General features: G+C 63.4%; 23 protein-coding genes and 1 pseudogene. 11 read left to right on the top strand and 13 right to left on the bottom strand.

All coding sequences use genetic code 11. The features are described from left to right. Positions 1-59 precede the first annotated feature (59 nt). Positions 60-221: a hypothetical protein gene (locus BN1132_RS20100; protein WP_164884656.1), complete on the top strand. Its 162-nt coding sequence runs from the start codon at positions 60-62 to the stop codon at positions 219-221. 4 nt (positions 222-225) lie between these two features. Here the strand turns inward: BN1132_RS20100 and BN1132_RS06545 are convergent, their stop codons facing one another. The 3 genes from BN1132_RS06545 to tatA all read right to left on the bottom strand — a co-directional run bounded on the left by BN1132_RS06545 (position 226) and on the right by tatA (position 2,399). After that, complete coding sequence (locus BN1132_RS06545) at positions 226-1,689, bottom strand: MltF family protein (protein ID WP_042076146.1); 1,464 nt, start codon at positions 1,687-1,689, stop codon at positions 226-228. Between the two features lie 236 nt (positions 1,690-1,925). After that, positions 1,926-2,228, bottom strand: a complete 303-nt coding sequence (locus BN1132_RS06540; RefSeq protein ID WP_042076144.1) for a YfcZ/YiiS family protein — start codon at positions 2,226-2,228, stop codon at positions 1,926-1,928. A gap of 9 nt (positions 2,229-2,237) precedes the next feature. Next, the gene (gene tatA / locus BN1132_RS06535) at positions 2,238-2,399 is read right to left on the bottom strand and encodes a twin-arginine translocase TatA/TatE family subunit (RefSeq protein ID WP_042076141.1); all 162 of its coding nucleotides are present in this window, start codon (positions 2,397-2,399) and stop codon (positions 2,238-2,240) included. 271 nt (positions 2,400-2,670) lie between these two features. Here tatA and BN1132_RS06530 point away from each other — a divergent pair, with 271 nt between their 5' ends. Beyond that, a complete protein-coding gene (locus tag BN1132_RS06530) occupies positions 2,671-3,648 on the top strand; it encodes a LysR substrate-binding domain-containing protein (RefSeq protein WP_042076139.1) in 978 nt (325 codons plus the stop codon). Between the two features lie 60 nt (positions 3,649-3,708). On the opposite strand, the gene BN1132_RS06525 is transcribed toward BN1132_RS06530, so the two are convergent. Continuing rightward, positions 3,709-4,308 (bottom strand): YhgN family NAAT transporter, encoded by a 600-nt coding sequence (locus tag BN1132_RS06525; RefSeq protein ID WP_042076137.1) that lies wholly within the window; start codon positions 4,306-4,308, stop codon positions 3,709-3,711. Positions 4,309-4,409: 101 nt separating this feature from the next. Beyond that, positions 4,410-4,655, bottom strand: a complete 246-nt coding sequence (locus tag BN1132_RS06520; RefSeq protein WP_042076135.1) for a YecH family metal-binding protein — start codon at positions 4,653-4,655, stop codon at positions 4,410-4,412. Between the two features lie 207 nt (positions 4,656-4,862). On the opposite strand from BN1132_RS06520, the gene BN1132_RS06515 reads away from it, so the two are divergent. Continuing rightward, positions 4,863-6,146, top strand: coding sequence for a dicarboxylate/amino acid:cation symporter (locus tag BN1132_RS06515; RefSeq protein ID WP_042076134.1), 1,284 nt, complete (start codon positions 4,863-4,865; stop codon positions 6,144-6,146). 13 nt (positions 6,147-6,159) lie between these two features. Here the strand turns inward: BN1132_RS06515 and BN1132_RS06510 are convergent, their stop codons facing one another. Both BN1132_RS06510 and BN1132_RS06505 read right to left on the bottom strand, forming a co-directional pair. Further along, complete coding sequence (locus tag BN1132_RS06510) at positions 6,160-6,474, bottom strand: putative signal transducing protein (RefSeq protein WP_042076131.1); 315 nt, start codon at positions 6,472-6,474, stop codon at positions 6,160-6,162. A 210-nt stretch (positions 6,475-6,684) separates the two neighbouring features. Next, positions 6,685-7,587 (bottom strand): LysR family transcriptional regulator, encoded by a 903-nt coding sequence (locus BN1132_RS06505; RefSeq protein ID WP_042076128.1) that lies wholly within the window; start codon positions 7,585-7,587, stop codon positions 6,685-6,687. Between the two features lie 97 nt (positions 7,588-7,684). Here BN1132_RS06505 and BN1132_RS06500 point away from each other — a divergent pair, with 97 nt between their 5' ends. Then, a complete protein-coding gene (locus tag BN1132_RS06500; protein ID WP_042076125.1) occupies positions 7,685-8,737 on the top strand; it encodes an HlyD family secretion protein in 1,053 nt (350 codons plus the stop codon). Next, positions 8,737-10,290, top strand: coding sequence for a DHA2 family efflux MFS transporter permease subunit (locus BN1132_RS06495; RefSeq protein ID WP_042076124.1), 1,554 nt, complete (start codon positions 8,737-8,739; stop codon positions 10,288-10,290). The genes BN1132_RS06500 and BN1132_RS06495 overlap by 1 nt, the downstream gene beginning before the upstream one ends. A gap of 87 nt (positions 10,291-10,377) precedes the next feature. Here BN1132_RS06495 and BN1132_RS06490 read toward each other — a convergent pair whose 3' ends face one another. Next, positions 10,378-11,004, bottom strand: coding sequence for a lysoplasmalogenase (locus BN1132_RS06490; RefSeq protein ID WP_042076122.1), 627 nt, complete (start codon positions 11,002-11,004; stop codon positions 10,378-10,380). A gap of 172 nt (positions 11,005-11,176) precedes the next feature. Between BN1132_RS06490 and BN1132_RS19405 the strand changes: the two genes are divergently transcribed. Next, the gene (locus BN1132_RS19405) at positions 11,177-11,335 is read left to right on the top strand and encodes a hypothetical protein (RefSeq protein WP_084202639.1); all 159 of its coding nucleotides are present in this window, start codon (positions 11,177-11,179) and stop codon (positions 11,333-11,335) included. Between the two features lie 102 nt (positions 11,336-11,437). Here BN1132_RS19405 and BN1132_RS06485 read toward each other — a convergent pair whose 3' ends face one another. The 5 genes from BN1132_RS06485 to BN1132_RS06465 form a co-directional block, all read right to left on the bottom strand. Continuing rightward, complete coding sequence (locus BN1132_RS06485; RefSeq protein ID WP_042076121.1) at positions 11,438-14,002, bottom strand: TRAP transporter permease; 2,565 nt, start codon at positions 14,000-14,002, stop codon at positions 11,438-11,440. 87 nt (positions 14,003-14,089) lie between these two features. Next, complete coding sequence (locus BN1132_RS06480) at positions 14,090-15,061, bottom strand: TAXI family TRAP transporter solute-binding subunit (protein WP_042076184.1); 972 nt, start codon at positions 15,059-15,061, stop codon at positions 14,090-14,092. A gap of 556 nt (positions 15,062-15,617) precedes the next feature. After that, a complete protein-coding gene (locus tag BN1132_RS06475; RefSeq protein WP_042076119.1) occupies positions 15,618-17,771 on the bottom strand; it encodes a S9 family peptidase in 2,154 nt (717 codons plus the stop codon). A 311-nt stretch (positions 17,772-18,082) separates the two neighbouring features. Continuing rightward, positions 18,083-18,514: a DUF411 domain-containing protein gene (locus BN1132_RS06470; protein ID WP_042076118.1), complete on the bottom strand. Its 432-nt coding sequence runs from the start codon at positions 18,512-18,514 to the stop codon at positions 18,083-18,085. A gap of 47 nt (positions 18,515-18,561) precedes the next feature. Continuing rightward, positions 18,562-18,885 (bottom strand): hypothetical protein, encoded by a 324-nt coding sequence (locus BN1132_RS06465; RefSeq protein WP_042076116.1) that lies wholly within the window; start codon positions 18,883-18,885, stop codon positions 18,562-18,564. A gap of 252 nt (positions 18,886-19,137) precedes the next feature. Between BN1132_RS06465 and kefF the strand changes: the two genes are divergently transcribed. The 5 genes and pseudogenes from kefF to BN1132_RS06440 all read left to right on the top strand — a co-directional run. Beyond that, positions 19,138-19,737 (top strand): glutathione-regulated potassium-efflux system oxidoreductase KefF, encoded by a 600-nt coding sequence (gene kefF / locus BN1132_RS06460; protein WP_042076115.1) that lies wholly within the window; start codon positions 19,138-19,140, stop codon positions 19,735-19,737. 40 nt (positions 19,738-19,777) lie between these two features. Beyond that, positions 19,778-21,634, top strand: a complete 1,857-nt coding sequence (locus BN1132_RS06455; protein ID WP_042076112.1) for a monovalent cation:proton antiporter-2 (CPA2) family protein — start codon at positions 19,778-19,780, stop codon at positions 21,632-21,634. Next, complete coding sequence (locus tag BN1132_RS06450) at positions 21,631-22,017, top strand: SirB2 family protein (protein ID WP_042076111.1); 387 nt, start codon at positions 21,631-21,633, stop codon at positions 22,015-22,017. The genes BN1132_RS06455 and BN1132_RS06450 overlap by 4 nt, the downstream gene beginning before the upstream one ends. A 288-nt stretch (positions 22,018-22,305) precedes the next feature. Further along, positions 22,306-23,292, top strand: coding sequence for a helix-turn-helix transcriptional regulator (locus tag BN1132_RS06445; RefSeq protein WP_042076108.1), 987 nt, complete (start codon positions 22,306-22,308; stop codon positions 23,290-23,292). A gap of 914 nt (positions 23,293-24,206) precedes the next feature. Then, a pseudogene (locus BN1132_RS06440) lies at positions 24,207-25,102 on the top strand (IS1595 family transposase); the annotation flags it as partial.

The following is a 25,102-nucleotide window of genomic DNA, read 5'->3' as shown; positions in this document are numbered from 1 at the left end:
ATCTGGTCATGGCATAACCCAGAAAACCGCCCCGATGCCGGCGTGTCAAGGAGCCCATGATGGAACTGCATGACCACCCCTCCCTCAGCCAGGGACCACAGGCCAGCCAGCCGGATCCCACCCCCGCCAGGCTGCTGATGCCCTGGTACCAGCAGCACAGGGATCTGGGCTGGGAGTCCCTCCCGCGTCTTCATGAGGATCGCCTCCCCGGCCGGCACTGACCGCTCAGGGCTGCGCCGCCTCTATGGCCTCGGACTTGCCCTCCAGCTGGGGCAGGCTGAAACGGTAGGCCACGTAGTATTTGTAGATGGTGCCGACGTAGTTGATGGGCCCCTGGCCAACCTCGTTGGCCACCAGCTGCTCCACGTTGCCGAACCAGACGTTGGGATCCAGCCCCCGCTCCCTGGCCTTGGCCTGCAGCGCCTGCACCCGGTTCGGGCCCGCATTGTAGGCCGCCAGGGCAAACAGGTGGCGGTTGAGCCTGTCCATCCCGGGATCGTTGAAGTAGGTGTCGAGGATCAGCCGCATGTAGCGGCAGGCCGCCTCCACATTGCCCTCCAGGCTGGTGAGCCGGGTACCGCGGATCCCCACCTCGCCCCCCGTGCTCGGTAGCAGTTGCATGATGCCGACCGCCCCCTTGTGGGATCTGACGTTGGGATCGAGGCCGGACTCCTTGTAGCCGAGCGCCGCCAGCATCAGCCAGTCCAGCTGGTATTTGTCGGCCTGGGCCTCCAGCACCTTGCGGATGGTCGACAACCGCCCCAGGGGATCCGGCGCCAGGATATTGCTCATCCGGTCGCTCTGGGCCAGCAGGCGGCGCAGGGTCATGTCGCTGTAGAGGGTGCGCTTGCTCGACTCCGAGATATAGGCGTTCACCGCCTTGAGCAGCTCGGGGCTGTTGTTGCGCAGGGCCCAGGCGCTGCGCCCCTTGTCCCGCAGCGGGATCAGCCTGTGGGCCTTGAGGCCCCCTATCATGTCGAGCCAGATCCGGCCCTTGAAGCTGTCGGTGACCGTCAGCGGTATGATGCCGGCCGCCACCATCTCCAGCAGATCCCCGTCCTGCAGGTATTCGGGCACCGTCTCTATGTAGACGGGAGGCAGCCCCAGCTCGCGAAACAGCCAGTTCAGCTGGTGCAGGCTCTCATGGTAGCTGGAGCTGGCGCGGACCCAGATCCGCCGCCCGGAGAGCTGGGTGATGCGGTTGAAGGCGGGCAGCTCCCGCTGGCTCACCACCCACTCCTCGATGGGGGAGATAAGCGGCTGGGAGAAGGTGACCTGCTCGCGTCGGGTTGGCGTCACCGTCAGATTGGCGGCCACCAGATCCCCGCGCCCCTCGGTGAGATAGTCCAGCAGCCGGTCCTGGCGCACCGGGATGTAGATGATCTTGAGCTTGAGCTTCTCCCCGGGGAGGTAGGTCTGGTTCAGCCAGCGCTCGAAGCCCTGCAGCTGGTTCACCAGGATGCCGTACTGGGCTCCCTTGTCGAAGAAGAAGAACCCCCGCTCATAGACCACCAGGGCCCTGAGCTCCTTCTTCTGCAGGATGTGTTCGAGATCCCCCGCCTGAGGCAGGAGCTTGGGTTTGACGTCCACGGCGCGGGAGGGGACGTCACCAGACCGGGAATGGAGATCCGCCGCCAGCAGAGGGAGCGCGCAGAGGGCCAGCAGGCCCCAGATCCATCGCCTCATCATGATATAGCCACCTCGCTGTGGGTCGGCGCGCCCTGTCGGGTCCCCAGCAGAAGGAACCGTCCTGGCGCCTGCGGTTCATGGCAAGAGCCATGGGGCGTCGCGGGACCAGCTGCCGATCGGCGCATGCCGGACGGGAACCGGATCGTCCGTGGAATAACTCACTATACAACGCAAAGGGAGGGAGAAGGCGAGGGGCAAAGCAAGACGGCAGGCAGACCTGCCGTCTCATCAAGGGCTCAGATAGAGCGGGCACGCATCTCGAAGATCAGCTTCTCGGCGGTGCAGGTGAATTGCAGGCGGGCCTTCAGGATCACGCCGTCGGGGCCCTGGCTCAGCTCGCTGCTGCTCCTGGCCTCGGCGGTGACCTGCTGGGCCAGCGCCTCGTAGGCCGCCAGCTTGTCGCGGGCAGCGGCTTCGGTCGCCGCCTCGATCACCAGCTCCATCACGTCATCACCCTCGCCTATGATGGTGCCGATCTCGGCGAAACAGCCGCAGCTGTCGCAGGTCTCGTTCAATTCCACTTTCTCGTCAACAGACATACTTCACTCCTACTTGTTCGGATGTTCGTCGTCGCGCAAGGCGTTGCGAAAATCCCTGATGGCGGTGCCCAGATCCTCACCGGCGCCGGCCAGGCGTTTGCTGCCAAACACCACGACGACGACCACGAGCAAGATCAGCAGATGCCAGATATGAATGCCACCCAGTCCCATGGGGATACTCCTGACTGATAGATACCCTGAGGTTGTATCAAAAGAAAGCGTATCGATTGTTGGGCGAAATCAAGCCAGGTGCAAGTTTACGAATCAATCATAAAAAAATACGGCGACCAGGGGCCGCCGTATGAGTCGGTGCTACTTGTCCCCTCAACCGCTACATCCTGTACCAGCCGCCACCAGGGCGAGAGACCCGTCGAGCATAGGATCGCCAAGATATGAAAACAAATGGTATAAATTCATCTAAGAATTGAAGAGGATTCATATCATGTTGCTGGAACAGCTTGGCCGCATAGACCTTAATTTGTTGATTATCCTGCAAGTCTTGCTGGAGGAGCGCAACGGCAGCCGGGCCGCTCGCCGCCTCCACCTGAGCCAGTCCGCCGTCAGCAAGGCCCTGGGCCGGCTGCGGGAGACCTTCGACGACCCCCTGTTCGTCCGCTCCGCCTACGGGATGGATCCCACCCCGCGCGCCCTGGATCTGCAGCAACAGTTGCAGCCCATACTGCTGTCGCTGGACAACCTGATCCAGCCGCCGGACTTCGATCCCGCCAGCACCGAGCGGGAGTTCGTCATCGCCAGCATGGACAGCGCCTTCACCCTGTTCGCGCCGCTCTACCTGAGCGAGCTCAAGCGCCAGGCGCCGGGGATCCGGCTGCGTTACGAGGAGTGGACGGAGCACAGCCTGACCGAGATGAGCCAGGGTCAGGTGGACATCGCCTTCACGGTGCGGGAGAACTGCATCAACTCGGATTTCAGGCTGGATACCCTGCCCAACGCCATCTGCCAGCGACTGCTCGCCATCGATGACCTCACCTGCCTGGTACAGCGGGATCACCCGGCCCTGCGCGACCCCGAGTGGGATCTCGCCCGCTACCTGGCCTATCCCCACGTGCAGACCTACTGCGAGGGGCGAGATCGCTGGATGCTGGATCACAAGCTGGCGGAGCAGGATCTCTATCGCCGGATCGAGGCGACCGTCCCCTCCTTCGAGGCGGCGCTGCGCATGGGCATGCACTCGGACATGATAGTGACCCTCTCCCGCCTCTATGCCCGCCACGCCACCCAGGTCTACCCCCTGGTGCCGCTGCCACTGCCCATCGCCCTGGACAGCATCTCCCACCTGCTCATCTGGCATCAGCGTCACGAGGAGGATCCCGGACACCGCTGGCTGCGAGAGACCCTGCTCGCCCTCATCATGGGCAAGCTGGAAACCTCGGCGGATGGCCCGGCCGCTGCCGCCTGACGCGCAAAAAAACGGGGCTCCAGGAGCCCCGTTTCACCTTGAGTTCAGCATGCCGCCCCGTCAGTTCTGACCCGTCACCGCCAGATAGTGGTGCACGCCGTCCAGCAGCATCTGCACCGAGATCATCACCAGCAGCATGCCCATCAGCCGCTCCACCGCGGTTAGTCCTCGCTCACCCAGCAGCTTGTTGAACAGCTCGTAGAACATCAGGATCACGGCGCTGGCGCCCCAGGCCATCAGCAGCGCCAGGGACCAGTCCACCATCCGGGTCGGCTCCTGGTTCGCCAGCAGCAGCAGGGAGGCCAGGATGGAGGGGCCCGCGATCATGGGGATGGCCATGGGCACCAGGAAGGGCTCCTCCCCCGCCGCCAACCCGGTCACGCCGCCGGGAGTCGGGAAGATCATCTTGATGGCGATGAGGAAGAGTATGATGCCGCCGGCGATGCTGACCGCCTCCTGGCGCAGGTTGAGGAAGCTCAGGATCTGCTGACCGGCGAACAGGAAGCCCATCATGATACCCAAGGAGAACAGCAGCTCGCGGATCATCACCTTGCGCCGCCGCTTGGGATCGACGTGGCGCAGGATCGAGAGGAAGACCGGCAGGTTCCCCAGGGGATCCATGATCAGAAACAGCATGACGGCAGCGGAAAAAGTGTCCATACAACGCCCAGGCAACGCCTTCAACAGAAGAGGGAAAAGAGGGCGAATATAACAAAGGTGGCGGGATTCGGCGAGCACCCGGCAGCGCTCGCCGTCGGGAATCAACCGTGGTTGCAGATCTTGTCGGCGCGGGTCTGGAAGCCCTCGTCGGATTCGATGAACTTGCCGCGCCTGGCCAGGAAGTCGATCAGGGCCTCGGCATCCATCTCGCTGGCGCTGCAGGTGTGGAAACGGGCATCCGCCCCGAAGCGATCATCGATGGCCTGCTTGAGGCTGGCCCGGGTAAACTGGCCGCCCTGCGCCAGCATCATCTCCATCACGTCGTGACCGTGTACCGATTGAGTCATTGCAAACCTCTTAATCATCATGTCAGATGCCCATTAAAGCCAAAAGCCCGGCGCCCGATCTTGATGCAAGCCAACAAAACACCTTTTTTCGTGTCCCCGGGGTGGCCCTGTGCGCCGCTTTGTCGATAATGTGGCAACCTGACGGGGGGACGGCTACACTAGCGCCCCTTTTTGCCATCGCAGACAGAAAATAAGGACATTGGCGTCATGCTGTTCCATGGATTGGTCTTCAAGCCCTGGCGGATCTGGACCCGCCGCCCGCTCTGGTTGAAGACCCTGCTCGGCATGCTGATCGGGATAGGGATCGGGCTCGGCTTCAACGAGCTGGCGCTCCTGCTCAAGCCCATCGGCCTTCTGTTCGTGAACACCATACAGATGCTGATGGTGCCCCTCATCTTCTGCTCTGTCATCGCCGGTCTCACCTCGCTGCTCAAGGGCAAGACCCTGGATCGGATCGCCGGCAAGGCCATCACCCTCTATCTCTGCTCCACCGCCGTCGCCATCTGCATCGGCCTGATGATGGGCTGGCTGCTGGAGCCGGGCATGGGTGCCAATATGGATCCCTATGAACGGGGCGCCCTGGCGGAGCAGCCGACCCTGGCCAGCGTGCTGAGCCACCTGGTGCCGCGCAACCCGATGCAGGCCATGGTGGACGGCAAGATACTGCAGGTGATCGTATTCGCCGTGGCCCTCGCCCTGGCCCTCAACGCCACCGGGCGGCGCGGTCGCCCCGCCATCCTGTTCTTCACCTCCCTGGCGGAGGGGATGTTCAAGCTGACCCAGATGGTGATGGCCCTGGCCCCCTATGGCGTCTGCGCCCTGATGGCCTGGATGACCGGCAAATACGGGGTCAGCCTGCTGCTGCCGCTGCTCAAGGTGATCGGCGCCGTCTACCTCGGCTGCCTGCTGCACCTGCTCGGCGTCTACAGCAGCCTGCTGCTCCTGCTGGCCCGCCTCAACCCGCTGCACTACTTCAAGAGCATCCTCGACGCCCAGGCGGTGGCCTTCACCAGCAGCTCAAGCAGCAGCACCCTGCCCATCAGCCTGGCCTGCGCCGAGCGCAGGCTCGGGGTCTCCCCCGCCATCACCGCCAAGGTGCTGCCCATCGGCGCCACCATCAACATGGACGGCACCGCTCTCTATCAGGGGGTGACCGCCCTGTTCGTGGCCCAGGCGTTCGGGGTGGATCTGCACCTGGTGGACTACCTGACCATCATCAGCATCGCCACCCTGGCCAGCATAGGCACGGCGGGCACACCCGGCACCGGGCTGATGCTGCTGACCCTGACCCTGACCGCGGTGGGACTGCCGCTGGAAGGGGTGGCCCTCATTGCGGGCATCGACCGGATCCTCGACATGGCGCGCACCACGGTCAACGTCTCCGGCGACATCCTGGTCTCCGTGCTCATCGCCCGCAGCGAGAAGGAGCTGGATCTCGCCACCTATCACGATGCCCACGCGGGAGATGACATCGACTTCACCCTGCGTTGAGATGCGGCCGCGATCAGTGCTCGTGGGGATCGTGATGGCAGCGCCAGCAGATGTCGAAGTTGGCGCCGTTCTCCTCCCCGCACTGGCCGCATAGCCAGCCGTTCCCCTGACGCTGCTGGTAGCGCTCGATGATCCGGCCCGCCCGCAGGCGATCCTGCTCGCACACCATCAGGGTGACCTGCAGCAGATCCACCGGCAGCTCCCCCAGCGCACCACTGAGCCCCTCCCCGCTGAGCCGCACCCTGACGCCCTCGACCTCCAGGGCCCCTTTCAGGGCGTGCGCCTCCAATGAGTGAGAGGCGCGATACAAGTTAATCCACTGATCCATACGTTGTCCTCGAAACCGCTTGTCAGTGCCGCCAGCGCTACCCTCATTCCAGGGCGTGCGCCTCCAGGGAATGGGAGGCTCGACACAAGTCAATCCATGGATCCCTTCATGCCCTCCTCGCAATGCCCGTCTCGCACCGCTCCCGCCCGGGCCGTCCAGGAGCGGCTGGCTCCATGGCATGTGATCCACTGTGCCCGCCCCCGGCGCCGCTCACAACAGCTTGTCGATGCCATACTCGGGGCCGTTGGCCACCAGAAAATCGATGAATGCCCTCAACTTGCGCGGCATCAGCCGCCGCTCCGGAAACAGCAGGTAGATGGGCACCCTGGGTTGCTGCCAATCCGGCAGCAGCGACACCAGAGCACCGCTCGCCAGCTCATCATGGCACAGCATGGCGGGCAGGGAGGCCAGCCCCAGCCCCGCCTTCGCCGCCTCGCGGGCGCAGGTGATGTTGTTGACCTGGAAGCGGGAGGGCGGATCCACCAGCACCTCGCGATCGTCCCGCTCGAAACACCAGTGGGACGCCAGGAAGCCGCTGCTCACCGCCACCCGCTCATGGTGTACCAGATCTTCGGGGTGGGCGATCGCCGGGCTGCGGGCCAGGTACGCCGGGCTGGCGCACAGCAGCCGCTCCGTGCTCCACAGGCGCCGTGCCGCCAGATTGGAGTCGCTCATGTCACCGACCCGCACTATGGCGTCCAGCCCCTCGCTGATGGGATCCACGATGCGGTTGGTCAGCTCCAGCTCCACCTGCAACCCCGGATAGGCTTGCAGGAAGTTCGCCACCAGCCTGCCCACCACCAGCTGCCCCGTCTCGATGGGGACCGCCAGCTTGAGGGTGCCGGTCACCTCCTGCTGGCTGGCGCTCAGCATCAGCTCGGCCTGGGCCAGCTCCTCCACCGCCTTGCTGCAGCGCAGGTAGTACTGCTCCCCCGCCTCGGTCAGGGTGAGCTGGCGGGTGGAGCGGTAGAGCAGCCGCACGCCGAGACGCTGCTCCAGCTCGGCGATGCGCCGGCTCACCGTGGCCTTGGTCATGCCCAGCTCCTGGGCGGCGGCGGTGAAGGAGCCCTTGTCGACGATGCGCACGAGAATGAGGGCTGCGTTCAAGTCCATTGTCTCACCAGTGAAACTGTATATCTCATGAATGGATACTAATCGAAACAGTCTCGCGATGTTAGCCTGCCCGCCACAGTTCAGGAAACCCAATATCATGAGTCAACACAAGAAGATCCCCCTGCTGGCCGCCCTGCTGCTGGTACTGCTGGGCATGCTGTTCGCCGCCTACTGGTATCTGCACGGCCGTTACTTCGAGAGCACCGACAACGCCTACCTGCAGAGTGAGGTGACCGGCATCGGCTCCAAGCTGTCCGGCTACATCGGCGAGGTGCTGGTGACCGACAACCAGGCGGTGAAGGCGGGCCAGCTCATCGCCCGGCTCGACGACCGGGAGCACAGGACCCGGGTCGCGGAGGCCGAGGCCGACCTGCGCCTCAACCAGGCGACGGCGGAGAACCTGGCCGCCACCCGCACCCAGCAGCTGAGCCTCATTCGCCAGGCCGAGGCCAGGGTCAGCTCCGCCAATGCCGAACAGGTGCGGGCCCAGCAGCAGGTGCGCCGCGTCAGCCAGCTCAATGAGCGCCACTACAGCTCCCAGGACAACCTGGACGAGGTGCGGGCCGGCTTGCAGGTCAGCCAGGCCCAGGAGCAGGAGGCCAGGGCCGCCCTGCAGGCCGCCCGCGAGCGGCTGCTGGTGCTGGACGCCGAAGCCAAGCAGAACCAGGCCAGGCTGGCATTGAGCGCCGCCCAGCTCGAACAGGCCAGGCTGGAGCTCGGCTACACAGAGCTGCGGGCCCCGGCCGACGGCATCATCGGCAAGCGCAGCCTGCGGGAGGGGCTCTATGTCCAGTCCGGCATGCAGGTGGCCAGCCTGGTGCCCCTGAGCCAGGTCTGGGTCGAGGCGAATTTCAAGGAGACCCAGTTGCAGCATATGCAGCCGGGGCAGAAGGTGGAGGTGATCCTGGATGCCTACCCGGATCAGCCGGTCGAGGGGATCATCGACAGCCTGGCTCCCGCCACCGGTGCCAAGTTCGCCCTGCTGCCGCCGGAGAACGCCACCGGCAACTTCACCAAAATAGTGCAGCGGGTCCCGGTCAAGATCCGCATCCTGGAGCCGGGTCCCCTGGCGGGCAGGCTGCTGCCGGGCCTCTCCACCGAGGTGATAGTGGATACCCGCACCCCTGATCCCGTGGTGGCCGCCCACTGATGGAACCCATTCCACGCCGCAACTGGATCGCGGTCATGGGGGGCCTCATCGGCGCCTTCATGGCCATCCTCGACATCCAGATCACCAACGCCTCCCTGAAGGACATTCAGGGGGCCCTCTCGGCCACCCTGAGCGAGAGCTCCTGGATCTCCACCTCCTATCTGGTGGCGGAGATGATCGCCATCCCGCTGAGCGGCTGGCTGAGCCGGGGGCTGAGCGTGCGGCGCTACCTGCTGTGGACCACGGGGGCCTTCATCGTCGCCTCCGTGCTCTGCTCGTTCAGCTGGAACCTCACCAGCATGATCGTCTTTAGGGCGCTGCAGGGCTTCACCGGCGGGGCCCTGATCCCCATGGCCTTCTCCCTCATCGTCAGCCTGCTGCCGCTGCACAAGCGGGCCACCGGCATGGCGCTGTTCGGCCTGTGCGCCACCTTCGCCCCCGCCATAGGCCCGACCCTGGGCGGCTGGCTGACCGAGCAGATGTCCTGGCACTACATCTTCTACCTGAACGTGCCGCCGGGCCTGCTGGTGATGGCCATGCTGGCCCACGGCCTGGACAGGAAGCCGGTGGACTGGAAGGTGATCAAGCGGGTAGATCTGGTCGGCATCCTCACCATGGCGGTGGGGCTGGGCCTGCTGGAGGTGGTGCTGGAAGAGGGCAACAGAGAGGACTGGTTCGGCTCCAGCTTCATCGTGCGGCTCACCGTCATCTCCGTGGTGGCGCTGGTGTTCTTCGTCATCAGCCAGCTGCTGCGCCGCCACCCCCTGGTCAACCTGCGGCTGCTGCACAACCCGCGCTTCGCCCTGGCCTGCTTCGCCTACCTGGTGCTCGGCATGGCGTTGATGGGATCCATCTATGTGCTGCCGCTCTACATGACCCAGATCCACAACTACAACGCCCTGGAGATAGGGGAGGTGCTGATGTGGATGGGACTGCCCCAGCTGCTGGTGCTGCCCCTGGTGCCCAGGCTGGTGACCCGCATCGATCCGCGCTATCTGGTGAGCTTCGGCTTCCTGGTGTTCGCCATCAGCTGCTTTATGAACGTCAACATGAGTGCCGACTACGCCGGGCCCCAGCTGATCCAGTCCCTCATCGTGCGCGCCCTGGGCCAACCCTTCATCATGGTGCCCCTCTCCCTGGTGGCGACCGCCAGCCTGACGCCGGACGAGGTCCCCTCCTCCTCCACATTGCTCAACGTGCTGCGCAACCTGGGGGGCGCCTTCGGCATCGCCATCATCGCCACCCAGATCGACAACGACACCCGGATCCACGTCAGCCAGATCGGCAGCACCCTGGCCGCCACCAGCATCGAGGGACAGAGCTACCTGCTGCAACTGGCCCAGAACCTGATGGCCCAGGGCTCGGATCCGGCGCTGGCGCAGCAGCAAGCCAGGGCCATGCTGTCCAATACCATCAACCGGGAGGCCGCCATCATGGCCTACAACCAGGTGTTCTACGTGATGGGCATCTTCCTGCTCATCGCCAGCGCCTTGATGCTGCTGCTCAGGCAGCCGGCCCCCAGGACGGCGGATGCAGAACCGCTGGAGGCGTGAAAAACGGTGAGAATGGAATAGCAAAACGAGCCTAAGGGCCCGTTTTTTGTCTGTACCCCCCTCAGCGAGGAGACAACTCCGACACCCTCAGCCTGCCAGCGAAGCGGCGATCAGGAACTGGGCGGCGAAGTAGCTGCTCATGATCCAGGCCGTGGCATGGGGGAAGGGGCGACGGAAACGGTCGAGGGCCAGCATGCTGTCGGAGAAGAGGAACATCAGGGCCCCCACCAGGGCGGCGGCGCTGCCGGCGGTGAGGGAGGCGTGCCAGGCACCGGCGGCCACCCAGGCCATGGCGATGATCACCAGCATGTAGCAGAAGACGGGGATCCGCATCTCGCCGAGCTTGCTCCACAGCAGGCCGAACACCATGCCGGCCAGCCCCAGCAGCAGCAGACCGTCCACCAGCTTGAGCACCAGGGGGCCCTGGGCGAAGCCGACGATGTAGCAGAGGTGCGCGACAAGAAATGCCGCCAGCCCCTGGATGAAACGATCCCTTGGCAGCATCAGCAGCACGTCCCCGGCCAGCGACAGGCAGAGGCCCAGCAGGATCCAGGCATGAGAGCCGTTGTGGTCGTCGCTCTGGTAGCCGAATGCCAGGGCGATGATGAACAGCATGGTCAGCGGCTTGCTGATGTAGAACTGACGAGGGTCTGAGCCGTAGGCCGCGCGGATGTGCCACCAGCCCGATGCGATGATCAAGAAACTCAATAACATGCCCTGCTCCTCACCGGCTGCTCGCACTCGGACGGCAACCTCTTTAGTGCACGCAAGAGTAGCAAATTCCCCCGGGCAGTGGCAGGGGGCGAAGCAGATGGCACCCTACGCCTAAAGTCTAATTGCCCCCTCCGCACGGCTCGGGCATAAGAGACAGCTCCGGAGGATCACCATGGAAGACGCAATGACCAACTACCTGCCCGCCATCGACATCATGATGTGCCACCTTGGCATCAGTTTTGAGCAAGCCTGCGAGCAGCTGGGCCTGAGCCCGCAGGAACAGCAGACCCTGGATCTGCTGCAAAAGCAGAAGCAGGTTCAATCAAACTAGCCCTCCCGGTATGCCCGTGGTCTGCTGCAGAGGCGGCGGCCGGCATCACCTCCCCCCAGCATTGAAAACGGCGCCCGAAGGCGCCGTTTTTATGGTCGAGGCTCAGGGGCGCACCGCCCGCCGGCGTTGCAGCCAGACGATGACGCCGAACAGCAGGAAGCCGGGCAGCCACATCAGCTCCTTGTGCCAGCGCTCGGTGGGGGCCTTCACGCTCAGGATCTGCTGATCCATCTCCAGCCCCAGATCGGCGGCCTGGCTGCCGAAGGTGACGGTGTCGATCAGGATCTTGCCGTCCTGCTCATAGGTCTGGATCCCCAGCTTGGCCAGGCGATCCTCGCCGCTCGCCCCCTCCGGCACCGGCAGCAGCACGGTGAAGCGGCGCAGCTTGCCGACCGCGTCCTCCCCTTCCATGCGCAGGCGCAGGGTGCTCTCGGCCTCCACCTGACCCATGGTCTGCACCAGCTCGGCCGGGGACGTGTCACGGTAGGGATCGTGCAGCAGATCCATCCAGAAGCCGGGGCGGAACAGGGTGAAGGCCACCAGCAGCAGCAGCAGGCTCTCGTACCAGCGGCTCTTCACCAGGAACCAGCCCTGGGTCGCGGCGGCGAAGATCAGCATGGCCACCGTGGCCACGATGAAGATCAGCACCCCGTGGGCGAAGTCCACGTTGATGAGCAGCAGATCGGTGTTGAAGATGAACAGGAAGGGCAGCGCCGCGGTGCGCAGGCTGTAGTAGAACGCCGTGATCCCGGTCTTGATGGGATCGCCCTTGGAGACGGCCGCCGCCGCGAACGAGGCCAGCCCCACCGGCGGGGTCACGTCCGCCATGATGCCGAAGTAGAACACGAACAGGTGCACCGCGATGAGCGGCACGATGAGGCCGTTCTGCTGCCCCAGGGTGACGATCACCGGCGCCAGCAGGCTCGACACCACTATGTAGTTGGCGGTGGTCGGCAGCCCCATGCCGAGGATCAGGCTCAGCAGGGCGGTGAGGATGAGCATGAGCAGCAGGTTGCCCATGGAGAGGAACTCCACCAGATCCGCCAGCACCAGGCCGACGCCGGTCTGGGAGACGGCCCCGACGATGATGCCGGCGGTGGCGGTGGCGATACCGATGCCGATCATGTTGCGGGCGCCGGCGATCAGCCCCTCGCGCAGGTCCACCACGCCGTCGGTGAAGGTGCCGTAGTCATGCTTGCCGTCGGTGCGCAGCCAGTTCAGCAGCGGCCGCTGGGTCAGCAGTATGATGATGAGCATCACCGAGCCCCAGAAGGCCGACAGCCCGGGGGAGAGGCGCTCCACCATCAGGCACCACACCAGTACCACCACGGGCAGCAGGAAGTGCAGGCCGGAGAGCAGCACGGAGCGGGTCTCGGGCAGCTCGTCCAGGGGCTTGTCCGGATCCTCGGCAGGCAGCGGTGCGTTGCTCGCGGCTATCTTGAGCAGCCCCAGATAGGCGACGGCCAGCAGCAGGCTGATCCCCGGCAGGGCATGGTCGCCCAGCACCGGCTTGAGCCAGCCCAGGCCGTAGTAGACCGCCATGGAGAGGCCGCTGATGAGGGCGGCACCGAAGGCGAAGCCGGTCAGGCGGCGCAGCCAGGGGCGCGGCTGGCGGTTGCCGATGGGCTCCATGCCGAGCTTGAGCGCCTCCAGATGGACGATGTAGAGCAGCGCGATATAGGAGATGGCCGCCGGCAGGAAGGCGTGCTTGATGATCTCCACGTAGGGAATGCCCACGTACTCCACCATCAGGAAGGCCGCGGCGCCCATGACGGGGGGCATGATCTGGCCATTGACCGAGGAGGCCACTTCCACCGCACCGGCCTTCTCCTTGGAGAAGCCGACCCGTTTCATCATGGGGATGGTGAAGGTGCCCGTGGTGACCACGTTGGCAATGGACGAGCCGGAGATGACCCCGGTCAGGGCCGAGGCCACCACGGCCGCCTTGGCCGGGCCGCCGCGCAGGTGACCCAGCAGGCTGAAGGCGAGCTGGATGAAGTAGTGACCGGCACCCGCACGCTCGAGCAGGGCACCGAACAGCACGAACAGGAAGACGAAGCTGGTGGAGACCCCGAGGGCGATACCGAACACCCCTTCGGTGGTGATCCACTGGTGATTCGCCAGGGCGTGCAGGCTCACCCCGCGGTGGGCCAGCAGGGAGGGCATCCAGGGGCCGGCCAGGCTGTAGGCCAGGAAGACGATGGCGATGACCGCCAGGGCCGGGCCCAGGGCTCGGCGGGCGGCTTCCAGCAGGAGCGGGATGCCGATGCAGGCGACCGCGAAGTCCATGGAGGTCAGGTTGCCGGGGCGCTGGGCCAGCTGGTCATACATGACGAACAGGTAGCTGGCGACGGCGGCGCCGACGAGGCCGAGGGCGATGTCGGCGAGGGGCACCCGATCCCGCGGCGAGGTGCGCAGAGCCGGGAACACCAGATAGGCGAGCAGGATGGCGAAGGCCAGGTGGATCGAGCGGGTTTCAGTGTCGTTGAGCACGCCGACGCCGAGGGAGAACGGCAGTGGCGAGGCGATCCAGAGCTGGAACAGGGACCAGACCAGCGCGAGGCCCGCGATGATCCAGCTCATTGCGCCGACCGGCAGGCGGGCGCCCACGTCCTGGGCGATCAGCTCCTCGGCCGAGAGCGCCTCTTGTTGTTGTGTTTGCTGCATAGTGTGACTCTGTTGGTGCTGCAATAAACGGGACTCGCTCCCCCTAAGGAGGAGCGAGTCCGGGGCACATCCGAAGCCGCAGCCGGATTACATCCAGCCACGTTCCTTGTAGTAGCGGACCGCGCCTTCATGCAGCGGGGCGGAGAGACCCACCTTGATCATGTCGGCCTCCTTCAGGTCGGCGAAGGCCGGGTGCAGGCGCTTGAAGCGATCCAGGTTGTCGAACACGGACTTGACCAGCTGGTAGACCACTTCCGGATCGGCCTTGGCGCTGGTGGAGAGCACCGCCTTGCCGCCGATGGACGGGGTCGGGTTCGGGCTGCCCTTGTAGAGGCCACCGGGGATCTCGGCCTTGCTGTAGTAGCTCTTCTCGGCCAGCAGCTTGTCGATCTCGGGGCCGGTCACCGGCACCAGCACGGTGTCCGTGGTGGTGGAGGCTTCCTGGATGGCGCCGTTCGGGTGGCCGACGAAGTAGCTCATGGCGTCGATGTTGTTGTCACCCAGGGCGGAGGCCTGCTCGGCGGGCTTGAGCTCGGAGACCAGGCTGAAGGCGGACTTGTCCCAGCCCTTGACGGCCATGATCTCTTCGAAGGTGTCCCGCTGGCCGGAACCCGGGTTGCCGATGTTGACGCGCTTGCCCTTGAGATCGTCGAAGCCGGCGACCTTGGCATCCTTGCGGGCCAGGATGGTGAACACTTCGCTCTGCAGGGAGAAGACGGCGCGGATGTCGTCCATGGCCCCTTCGGCCTTGAACGGCTCTACGCCCTTCATCGCCTTGTACTGGTGGTCGGACTGCATGATGCCGAAGTTGAACTCACCGGAGCGGATGCCGTTGACGTTGGCCACACCACCGCCACTGGCCGGTGCGTTGCACTTGATCTGGTGATCGGCGGCGCCGCGGTTGAGGAAGCGGCAGATGGACTGGCCCGCCACATAGTAGACGCCGGTCTGACCGCCGGTGCCTATGGTCACGAAGCGCTCCTGCGCCTGTACCGGACCACCAAAAGAGACACCGACCAGGGCAGCCGACAGGGCGCACGCCAAGGATAATCCTTTCATGTTCTTCATCCTTTTCATTGATTTATCCCACCCGATTCCCGGGTGAATATGAGACGGACCCGCATCAAGACCGGATCTGCCTGTACAGCCTCGTACGAGGAAATGGTCGAGCGGCGAGCGCCCTGCCATCAGCCACCATCATCCTGCGGTGAGATAATCGGCGTCATGCCGATCGGAGGTGATCTGACCACGGCTGGCCAGTTCAAAAGAGTTAACGCCCCCGATTAAGCACATGGCGCCAACATAAATCAAACAAAACAGCAAAATGGTGGATTTAAATAGCGAGAATTTTGAAGCGGATCATCAATTTCTCTGCCGCAGATTAATTAGATGCGCCATCGAATGGAAGCAATAAAAACGTGGGCAGATTCTTTCGTAACCCTTGACTGGCAAGGGTTCCCATTCTGGTGTGTTCTATCGAAATGACGGCCATATCCAGCATAAACACCATCTCGATGTCGTCGCCGCCACCTGGATGCAGAAACCCCGATCGACCGCCTTCGCCGGCGGCCCGATCGGGGCTTAGTTACAAATCGTTTTCATCCGACCCAGGCAGTCACGCCTTGCTGCCGGCCAGCTCCAGGATGAAGGCGAACTCCAGGGCGATGTCCTCATAGGCCTTGAAGCGCCCCGACTTGCCGCCGTGACCGGCGTCCATGTCGGTGCTGAGCAGCAGCAGGTTGTCGTCCGTCTTCAGCTCCCGCAGCTTGGCGACCCACTTGGCGGGCTCCCAGTACTGCACCTGGGAGTCGTGCAGCCCTGTGGTGACCAGCAGATTGGGGTAGGCCTGGGCCTTGACCTGATCGTAGGGGCTGTAGGCCAGCATGTAGTCGTAGTAGCGCTTCTGGTTCGGGTTGCCCCACTCGTCGTACTCGCCCGTGGTGAGGGGAATGGACTCGTCCAGCATGGTGGTGACCACGTCGACGAAGGGCACCTGGGCCACCACGCCGCGGTAGAGCTGGGGCGCCTGGTTGATGACGGCCCCCATCAGCAGGCCGCCGGCGCTGCCCCCCATGGCGTAGACCTGATCTCTGGCGCCATAGCCCCGGGCCACCAGCGCCTCGGTCACGTCGATGAAGTCGTGGAAGCTGTTCTGCTTCTTCAGCAGCTTGCCGTCTTCATACCAGGCGCGGCCCAGCTCCTCGCCGCCCCGCACGTGGGCGATGGCGTAGACGAAGCCGCGATCCAGCAGGCTCAGGCGCGAGCTGCTGAAGTCCGGATCCATGCTGGCGCCGTAGGAGCCGTAGCCATAGACCAGCAGCGGATTCTGGCCGACCTGCTTGAACTTGTCCTTGCGATAGACCAGGGAGACAGGCACCTTGACGCCGTCGCGGGCGGCGATCCAGAGCCGCTCGCTGACATACTGGTCCGCCTTGAACCCCGCCACCGGCTGCTGCTTGAGCAGGGTGCGCTTGCCGCTGTCCATGTCGAGCTCATAGGTGGAGGACGGCGTGGTCATGGAGGAGTAGCCATAGCGCAGGGCGCTCGTCTCCGGCTCAGGGTTGTAGGCGAGCCAGGTGACGTAGGCGGGGTCGTCGAAGGCGATCTCCTTCTGCTCGCCGCTCTGCCAGTTGACCTGACGCAGCCGGGTCAGCCCCTGGCTGCGCTCCTCCAGCACCAGCCAGTCCCTGAACAGGGCGTAGCTCTCCAGCAGCACGTCGGGATTGGGGGCGATCACTGCCTTCCAGCGATCCACCGGGCTCTCCCTGGTCTCGTACAGGCCGAAGTTCTTGCCGTCCTTGTTGGAGCGCACGTAGAAGCGGCCGCGGTAGTGATCCAGGCTGTATTCGTGGTCCACCTGGCGCGGCAGGAACAGGCGCGGCGTCTGACCCGGCACATTGGCGTCGATGAGGCGCGCCTCGCTGGTGGTGGTGCTGGAGAGGGCGATGACGATGAAGTCTTCCGAGGTGGTGGCGTAGAGGCTGACGTAGAAGCTGTCGTCCTTCTCCTCGTAGACCAGCTGATCCTTGGCCGGATCCGTGCCGAGGGTGTGGCGATAGACCTGATAGGGCAGCAGAGTCTGGGGGTGCTTGCGCACATAGAACACCGTCTTGCTGTCGTTGGCCCACACCAGGTTGCCCGAGGTGTTCTCGAGGACGTCGGCGGCCCATTTGCCGCTCTCCAGATCCAGGAACTGGATCTTGTATTGACGGCGGGAGAGGAAGTCCTCCGCCACCGCCAGCCAGCGGTTGTTGCGGCTCACCTCCAGGGCTCCCAGAGAATAGAAGTCGTGCCCCTCGGCCCGCTGGTTGCCGTCCAGCAGCAGGCTGGGCGCCTCGTCCCCCTCCACCTTGCTGCGGGAGTAGATGGCGTACTCCTTGCCCGGCTCGTAGCGGGTCTGGTAACGGTAGCCGTTCTTCACATAGGGAACGGACTCGTCCTGCTGGGGAATGCGGGCCACCATCTCCTGGTAGAGCTGATCACGCAGCGGCTTGGCCGGCTTGAGCATGGCCTCGGTGTAGGCGTTTTCGGCCTTGAGATAGTCCAGCACCTCGGGTTTCTGCCGCTCGTCATCGCGCAACCAGTAGTAGTTGTCGACCCGCGTGTCCCCGTGCTTCTTGAGTGGATGGGGATGCTTGGCCGCCACCGGGGGAACAATGGCGGACGGGAGGGAGGTATCGCTTGTAGGCATGGTGGACTCTTCATTGGCATGGGAAGAGGGGGCGACCAGCAGGCAAGCCAGCAGCAACCCTCGGGAAAAGGTGAACATGTCGCATCCTCTGCGCAGTAACAGGGCTGGCGGCCCGGGGGAACGCCAGACATCGACGGCACACGCCGCCACCCGTACCGCCGATGCGGTGACCAGGCTGGCGAAAGGGTGCACTGTCCCTGAGAAAATAAATTGGCGATCAATCTGCCCCTTGTCGCCCGGGGTTGCAAGCGATCCCCTGACTTTCCCCCCAAATCGACGAAAAAGGGCCGCCATCTCGCGATGGCGGCCCCTTCCTGACCGTGAGCGGCACGGGCTCGCTCAGGTGTGCCTCACATGATGGAAGCGTGCCTGCTCACGGCCAGCCTTCATCAGCCGGGATAGCTCGACCAGACCCTGGTCGCGCCCTCCTTGTCTATGCTCAGCACCTCATAGGGCTGACCCGGAATGTCCATGCCCGGCGCACTCTGGGGCATGCCCGGAATGGTCAGGCCGCGGATCGCCGGCTTCTCCTTGAGCAGCTTCTGCACGTCGGCGGCGGGTACATGCCCCTCCACCACATAGCCGTTCACCACCCCGGTGTGGCAGGACGCCAGCTGCGGGGTGATACCGTACTGCTGCTTGACCGGTTCAGGCTCTTCGGTTTCCACGACCTTGACTGCGAAGCCGTTCTCTTCCATGTGCTTGATCCAGGTCTTGCAGCAGCCGCAGTACTTGGACTTGTAGACGGTCATCTGCTCGGCTGCCAGAGCAGAAAAACTGAGGGTACCGGCCACCACGGCCAGCAACAGGGACTTGTACATAACTCACCTCGGATAAGAAGAAATGCCAAAAAACGGGGGAACTCGACTCAACCTTGGTGGCGGGGAGGACGCTCCAGTCGCTCGGACGGCGCGTCCGGCATGAACAGGGAGGGGGAGAGGAAGTCCGGGGAGTCCGGCTCAAGCCGGGCCACCGTCAGGCTGTCGGCGGTGAGCACCGTCATGGCGAGCGCCGAGGTGAAGCTGCCGCAGGGCATGGCCTTCTCCAGGATGCGTTCGCTCTGGCTGCAATGGGGCGTCAGGGTACAGAGATCGGTGGCCGCCCGGCTGCCAAACGACATCAGCACCATCAGCAGACTCCACAGGGGGAGCCAGCGGCGGGCGCGAGCGAGTTGGCGACGGGTCAGGACCATGACAGGACTCATTGACGAAATGATGGCCCATGGTAACCCCTGGCCCTGGGGGAGGGTCAAGCCCGCCAGCTGAGGGAGATCAAAAGCGCGCGAGATAACGGCCATCGACCACCAGACGCGGCCACAGCCGGGGACTCGCCATGCCCCGTGAGGGTGTCATTCACACCCGATGCTGGCAGGTCAGGGTGCTTCTTGATAACGTCGCTGCTCAATGCACCTTTTTTGCCGGTACTAGACCTCTTCAGGAACCCCATGAAACGCATTCTGGTTATCTTCTCGCACCCGGCGCTGCAGAGTTCCCGGGCCAACAAGCAACTGTTGCAGGCCTTGTCCGGCCTGGACGGCATCACGCTGCACGACCTCTACCACCACTACCCCGACATGTTCATCGACGTGAAGCGGGAGCAGGGCCTGCTGTCGGAGCACGACATCATCGTCTTCCAGCACCCCTTCTACTGGTACTCCTGCCCGGCCATCATGAAGGAGTGGATGGACCTGGTGCTGGAGTACGGCTACGCCTACGGCCCGGAAGCCCACGCCCTCAGCGGCAAGCAGTGGCTCTCTGCCATCACCACGGGGGGGGCTCCCGAATCCTATTGCAGCGCCGGCTACAACCAGCGTCCCCTGCTGGACTTTCTGCTGCCGTTCCAGCAGACCGCACAGCTGTGCGGCATGACCTGGTTGCCACCCTTCGTGCTGCACTCCTTTCACAAGATCCGTGACCCGGAGGCGCTGCGCCGCTGCGGCCAGGACTATCGCCAGTTGCTCTGTGCCCTGAGGGACGAACAGCTGACGCCGGCTCAGCTCGCCGGCAGCGCCTATCTGCGGGATCTGCTGGAGGGACTGTCATGATACGAAGCGAGACGAGACAACGAGGGCGGAGGAGTCACTGATGGGACACGGATTGCTGTTTGACGCCCTGATCTATCTTTCTGCCGCGGTGATCGCGGTGCCGCTGGCCAAGCGCTGGGGGCTGGGATCGGTGCTCGGTTACCTGCTGGCGGGCATCATCATTGGCCCCTTCCTGCTCGGCCTGGTGGGGGAGCAGAAGGATGTGATGCACTTCGCCGAGTTCGGGGTGGTGCTGATGCTGTTTCTGGTAGGCCTGGAGCTGCGTCCTGCCCTGCTCTGGCAGTTGAAGGGGCCCATCCTCGGCACCGGCGGCCTGCAGGTGCTGCTCACCAGCGCCGCCCTGACCGGGGTCGCCTCCCTCATCGGCCTGCCCTGGCAGCAGGGGCTGGCTATCGGCCTCATTCTGGCGCTCTCCTCCACCGCCATCGTACTGCAGAGCCTGCAGGAGCGCAGGCTGATGCAGAGCGAGAGCGGCAGATCCGGCTTTGCGGTGCTGCTGTTCCAGGACATCGCCGTCATCCCCATCCTGGCCATACTGCCGCTGCTCGCCGTCGCGCCCGTGGCCAGCGGCGGCGGCCCCGAACTGGCGGGCTGGCAACACGGTCTGCTGGTGGTGGCTGCCATCGCCGGCATAGTGCTGGGGGGTCACTACCTGATGCGGCCCGTGTTCCGCGCCATCGCAGAGGCCCACATGCGGGAGATCTTCGTCGCCGCCGCCCTGCTGCTGGTGATCGCCATCGCCGTGCTGATGGAGTCGGTGGGCCTCTCCCCTGCCCTCGGCTCCTTCCTCGCCGGCGTGGTGCTGGCCGACAGCGAATATCGCCACGAGCTGGAGGCGGACATAGAGCCGTTCAAGGGGCTGCTGCTCGGCCTCTTCTTCATGTCGGTGGGGGCCGGCATCGACTTCAGCCTGTTTGCCGCCCATCCCCTGCTCATCCCGACCCTGGTGATTGGCCTGATGGTATTGAAATGGGGAGTGCTGATGGGGCTCGGCCTCATCATTCGTATCTCCCCCAGCCAGCGCTGGACCTTCGCCCTGGCCCTGGCCCAGGGGGGGGAATTCGCCTTCGTGCTGTTCTCGTTCGCCGCCCAGAACAAGGTGCTGCCGGGGGAGACCATCTCCCTGCTGACCCTGGTGGTGGCGCTCTCCATGGCGCTGACACCGCTCTTGCTGATCCTGAACGATCGGGTGATCCAGCCCTGGTTCGACTATCGAAATCGGGAGGACCAGCCGGAGCACGAGCAGCCGGAACTGGTGGAACACCCTGTCATCATCGCCGGCTTCGGCCGCTTCGGTCAGATAGTGGGGCGCCTGCTGCACGGACATGGCATCGGCACCACCATCCTCGAGCAGGACGCCAGCCAGATCGAGATGCTGCGCAAGTACGGCTATCAGGTATTCTACGGCGATGCCAGCCGGCTCGACCTGCTGCACGCCGCCGGCGCCCACAAGGCCAGGCTGCTGGTGCTCTCCATCAACGATCCGGCCACCTCTCTCGCGGTGATCGAGATGGTGAAGAAACACTTCCCGCATCTCAGGATCCTGGCCCGTGCCCAGGACAGGCCCCACGCCCACGAGATCCTGCGCCACGGGATCGACAGCGTGTACCGGGAAACCCTGGGGTCGGCGGTGGATCTCGGGGTCGAGGCCCTGACGCAGCTGGGATTCCGGGCCAACCAGGCCTGGCGGGCCGGCCAGATGTTCAAGCAGTATGACAACCGGCTGCTGCGGGAACAGGTCAACTACCTGGACGACGAACACACCTATATCAACAAGAGCCTGCAATACCGCGAAATCCTCTCCGACCTGCTGCAAGACGATCAGGAAGGGCAGGAGCGTACCCACGCCCACAACTGGAACAGCGGTCTGCCCGACAACGACAAGGAAGCAATATGATTGCCTATTACCCCATGCTCAAACACCTGCACATGACCCTGGCCCTGGTCAGCCTGCTGCTGTTCGTCTACCGCTGGAGCCTGGCGCTCGGCGGCAGCGAGCGGTTGCAGCAGAAGTGGCTGAAGATCCTGCCCCATGTCAACGACACCTTCCTGTTGCTGTTCGGGATCCTGTTGGCGGTGACCCTGCAGATGAGCCCAGGTCAGCAGCCCTGGCTGATGGGCAAGCTGATCGCCCTGGTGGTCTACATAGGTCTCGGCGTCATGGCGCTCAAGCGGCCGGCCCGCGGCCAGAAACTCGTGGCTGGCATCGCCGCGATCGCGGTATTCGGCTACATGATAGGTGCGGCCATCACCAAGTCTGCCTGGTCCTGGCTGGCCTGATGACCCCTGGCGGTGAGGGCTGGTGCCTCACCGCATTTCCCCCTCTCGATACGCTCCGGACCCCATTCCCCCCTCTGCCATCAGGATGGCGACAATCCTGCCGAGGCTTAATTTCAGCAAAAAAAAGCCCCAAACAGACCTTCAAATCTCATTTTTTACTTTATTTATCATTATCTTACGAAATTATGTATGAAAATGGCGACAGTTGTCGCAGCAAAACTTGCGACATAGACTGTCGCAGGCCATGGCTAGGATACACTCAACGCTAAACCAGTGAAGGCATGCACCATGAGTAAGAAGCTGTTACGACAACTGACCTTGGCGCGTTGCATCCCGCACCGCCCTTACAAGCTGACCGCCAGCCAGCTCCAGGTAAAACTGGAAGAGGAAGGCATTCACGTCAGTCTCCGTACCGTGCAACGGGACCTGGAAGAGATGTCCGGCATGGGGCTGTTCGACCTCACCTCTGATGAACGTAGCAAGCCCCATGGCTGGTGCTTCGAGCGCCATGGCCTCAACGATTTTGCCAACATCATGCCGCTCTCTCTGGCAGTGGCCCTGAAGACCTGGAGCGATCAGGCGAGCCAACTGCTGCCGGCGAGCGTGCTGACCGAATTGAACCCGCTGGTCGACAAGGCCGGCCAGGTGATCCGCGACAGCCAGAGCGAACTGGCCGAGCGCTGGCTGGAGAGCGTGCATCAGTCGCCGCGTCCGTTTGCCGGCAACCCGGAAATCCGCCGCAGCACCCTGATCCGCGACGCCCTCTGGCGCGGTCGCAAGTTCAGCGCCGAGATCCAGCGCGTCATCAAGGAGCGCACCGTGTGGCTCTGCTACGACCGCATCAACCCGCTCGGGATCCTGAACCAGTCCGACGGCCCCATCCTGCTCTGCACCCTGTCCGAGCTGGATCCCAAGGTCTATGGCATTCCGTTCGATCACATCAAGAACGTGGAGCTGACCAACTTCAGCGCGACCCAGCCGAAGGATTTCAACATCCAGAAGCTGATCCGCGACCAGGGTTATCAGGACGTCAGCGGCCCGATCCGCTTCGTCGGCCGTATCGATGCCAACTGCCCTACCCTGATCGACGGGCAGATCCCTGGGCACAATCCGCGCATGACCCGCTACGACAAGCGCAGCGTGGTGGTGGAGACCGAAGTGCAGGATACGCCCGAGTTCCGCTCCTGGCTGAACAACATGAGCGGCGATCTGGAAGTGCTGGCTCCCGAATCACTGCGCAAGGCCTACCCGACTCCTGGGACAAGGGTCAGCTAAAGAAACCAGCAGACAATACAAAGCCGAGATTTATCTCGGCTTTTGTCTACTTTTAAAGCATAAATATTCAAATAATTTTGAACTCTTACACCCCTGATTGAAGCTGCTGTACGATCGTTTTCCTGCCGATTTTTGGTTGTGAGAGATCCGCCATTCCCCCTGTAAGACCCCTCAGTGTTGAACCGTACGCAAAGCCATCCCGGGCATAGTATACTTTCAAAAGAAACCAACTAAGTCATTGATATAAATAAGCAATAAGCTTGTCGGTGGACGAATGATTCACACCGAGGCCTGCGCCTGTCGCCTTGCCCGCCTTGTACATGTACACGATTGCCTTACTATGGGTCTCACAAGGACGAGCCGGTTCGGCAGGATGCAGGAACGGCGCATAAACAGGGAATAATCCACAGGACGTGGATCAGGAACACCTCGGGATGAGGCCGATGACTTGGATAGTCATCACAGGGATCGACCGGACAACTGCAGGATGCGGTCTCAGGACACCTCAGGAAGAGGCTGAGTGGCAAGGACAGTCACTCGCAAGGACGAAAGGACGCCGCAAGATGCGGTCAGGAACAGCTTCAGGATGAAGCGAGATAGCCAGGGTGGTTATCTGTCAGGAAGACGCAAGGAACACCACGGGATGTGGTAACGGACACCTCCAGGATGGAGAGGGTGAAGCAATCAGGATCGATTGCCAGGCTAGGAAGGCCACAGGACACCCCAACGGATTGGGAAGGGGAAATTCCAAAGGAAAGGATAGAGTCAAGGATTGCAGGGAGCATGGCAGTTCATGGACTGGACGAAATGACTTGAGGGGACGGCAGATGCCGTCCCCTTTTCTTTTGCCTCTGTCCCAATTATGTGTTGGAAGGCTAGCCTTGGAGTAAGTCATCACCTTGAGGGCCTCCATCATGGACACCCAAGCCTTCCAACATCTCCTTACCCTGTTCCCACAACTCTCTCTTCGACAACGACATATCGCTCGGCGTGAGTTGCAGCAACTCAGCTTGCCCCCTCCTATTAATGCCCTACTTGTCCCATTGTCATGCGCAACCGTTGCAAACCATGCTTGCGGACCTGCTCTACCTTGACCAAGACGCCATTGGCACGCCGGAGAAAATCCCAATGCTGGCAAGACTATGCGCAGGCCCTCATCGAGGGGCTGACCATCAGAGAAGCAGCCCGGCGCTGCGGAGTCTGCAAGAACACAGCTTTCCTGTGGCGCCATCGCTTTCTGCGCGCCATGGCGGAGCATCGTGCCGACCATGAAGGGGGGATTGTGGAAGTGGACGAGACCTTCTTCCTAGAGTCCTTCAAAGGCCAGTTTGTCTGGTCACGACCTGTTAGGCTGCGGGGTGGCAAAGGACGTACCCGAGGAACGGGACCGGATTATATCCCGGTCGTCGTGGTGCAAGACAGAGAAGATCATCTGGCCGACTTCCAACTAGCTCAGCTGGATGCCAAGCATGTGAAGGCGGTCCTGGCGCCGCTGGTGGACAAGGATGCGGTGCTGTGCAGTGATGGCGCAGGGGTGTATGCGAGCTTTGCCCGCAGCCAGGGACTGAGCCATCAAGTGCTGCATAACCGGGTGAGACAGCGAGTGATAGCCGGTGCCTACCACACTCAACATGTGAACGGATATCACCACAGGCTAAAGGAGTGGATGGAGCGATTCCACGGAGTGGCGACGTCTTACCTGAAGAATTATCTGGGTTGGTGCAGGATGTTGGAGCTTTACGGAAGGGGGGTGAACATCAGGCTGTGCTTGCATGAGGCGCTAGAGCGCACCATGCACAAATGCCGGATA

Origin of the sequence: Aeromonas sanarellii (genome assembly GCF_000820085.1) — a bacterium.
Classification (GTDB): Bacteria; Pseudomonadota; Gammaproteobacteria; order Enterobacterales; family Aeromonadaceae; genus Aeromonas; species Aeromonas sanarellii.
Note: the sequence above shows the minus strand (reverse complement) of the source record. Positions and strands in the feature narration are given on the sequence as shown.

Coding starts and splice junctions, on each gene's coding strand:
- kefF (WP_042076115.1), top strand. CDS start 19,138: ATGAAACGCATTCTGGTTATCTTCTCGCACCCGGCGCTGCAGAGTTCC.
- BN1132_RS06490 (WP_042076122.1), bottom strand. CDS start 11,004: ATGTTATTGAGTTTCTTGATCATCGCATCGGGCTGGTGGCACATCCGC.
- BN1132_RS06445 (WP_042076108.1), top strand. CDS start 22,306: ATGAGTAAGAAGCTGTTACGACAACTGACCTTGGCGCGTTGCATCCCG.
- BN1132_RS06500 (WP_042076125.1), top strand. CDS start 7,685: ATGAGTCAACACAAGAAGATCCCCCTGCTGGCCGCCCTGCTGCTGGTA.
- BN1132_RS06540 (WP_042076144.1), bottom strand. CDS start 2,228: ATGTCTGTTGACGAGAAAGTGGAATTGAACGAGACCTGCGACAGCTGC.
- BN1132_RS19405 (WP_084202639.1), top strand. CDS start 11,177: ATGGAAGACGCAATGACCAACTACCTGCCCGCCATCGACATCATGATG.
- tatA (WP_042076141.1), bottom strand. CDS start 2,399: ATGGGACTGGGTGGCATTCATATCTGGCATCTGCTGATCTTGCTCGTG.
- BN1132_RS06450 (WP_042076111.1), top strand. CDS start 21,631: ATGATTGCCTATTACCCCATGCTCAAACACCTGCACATGACCCTGGCC.
- BN1132_RS06545 (WP_042076146.1), bottom strand. CDS start 1,689: ATGATGAGGCGATGGATCTGGGGCCTGCTGGCCCTCTGCGCGCTCCCT.
- BN1132_RS06530 (WP_042076139.1), top strand. CDS start 2,671: ATGTTGCTGGAACAGCTTGGCCGCATAGACCTTAATTTGTTGATTATC.
- BN1132_RS06510 (WP_042076131.1), bottom strand. CDS start 6,474: ATGGATCAGTGGATTAACTTGTATCGCGCCTCTCACTCATTGGAGGCG.
- BN1132_RS06505 (WP_042076128.1), bottom strand. CDS start 7,587: ATGGACTTGAACGCAGCCCTCATTCTCGTGCGCATCGTCGACAAGGGC.
- BN1132_RS06465 (WP_042076116.1), bottom strand. CDS start 18,885: ATGGTCCTGACCCGTCGCCAACTCGCTCGCGCCCGCCGCTGGCTCCCC.
- BN1132_RS06525 (WP_042076137.1), bottom strand. CDS start 4,308: ATGGACACTTTTTCCGCTGCCGTCATGCTGTTTCTGATCATGGATCCC.
- BN1132_RS06470 (WP_042076118.1), bottom strand. CDS start 18,514: ATGTACAAGTCCCTGTTGCTGGCCGTGGTGGCCGGTACCCTCAGTTTT.
- BN1132_RS06475 (WP_042076119.1), bottom strand. CDS start 17,771: ATGTTCACCTTTTCCCGAGGGTTGCTGCTGGCTTGCCTGCTGGTCGCC.
- BN1132_RS06520 (WP_042076135.1), bottom strand. CDS start 4,655: ATGACTCAATCGGTACACGGTCACGACGTGATGGAGATGATGCTGGCG.
- BN1132_RS06485 (WP_042076121.1), bottom strand. CDS start 14,002: ATGCAGCAAACACAACAACAAGAGGCGCTCTCGGCCGAGGAGCTGATC.
- BN1132_RS06515 (WP_042076134.1), top strand. CDS start 4,863: ATGCTGTTCCATGGATTGGTCTTCAAGCCCTGGCGGATCTGGACCCGC.
- BN1132_RS06480 (WP_042076184.1), bottom strand. CDS start 15,061: ATGAAAGGATTATCCTTGGCGTGCGCCCTGTCGGCTGCCCTGGTCGGT.
- BN1132_RS06495 (WP_042076124.1), top strand. CDS start 8,737: ATGGAACCCATTCCACGCCGCAACTGGATCGCGGTCATGGGGGGCCTC.
- BN1132_RS06455 (WP_042076112.1), top strand. CDS start 19,778: ATGGGACACGGATTGCTGTTTGACGCCCTGATCTATCTTTCTGCCGCG.
- BN1132_RS20100 (WP_164884656.1), top strand. CDS start 60: ATGGAACTGCATGACCACCCCTCCCTCAGCCAGGGACCACAGGCCAGC.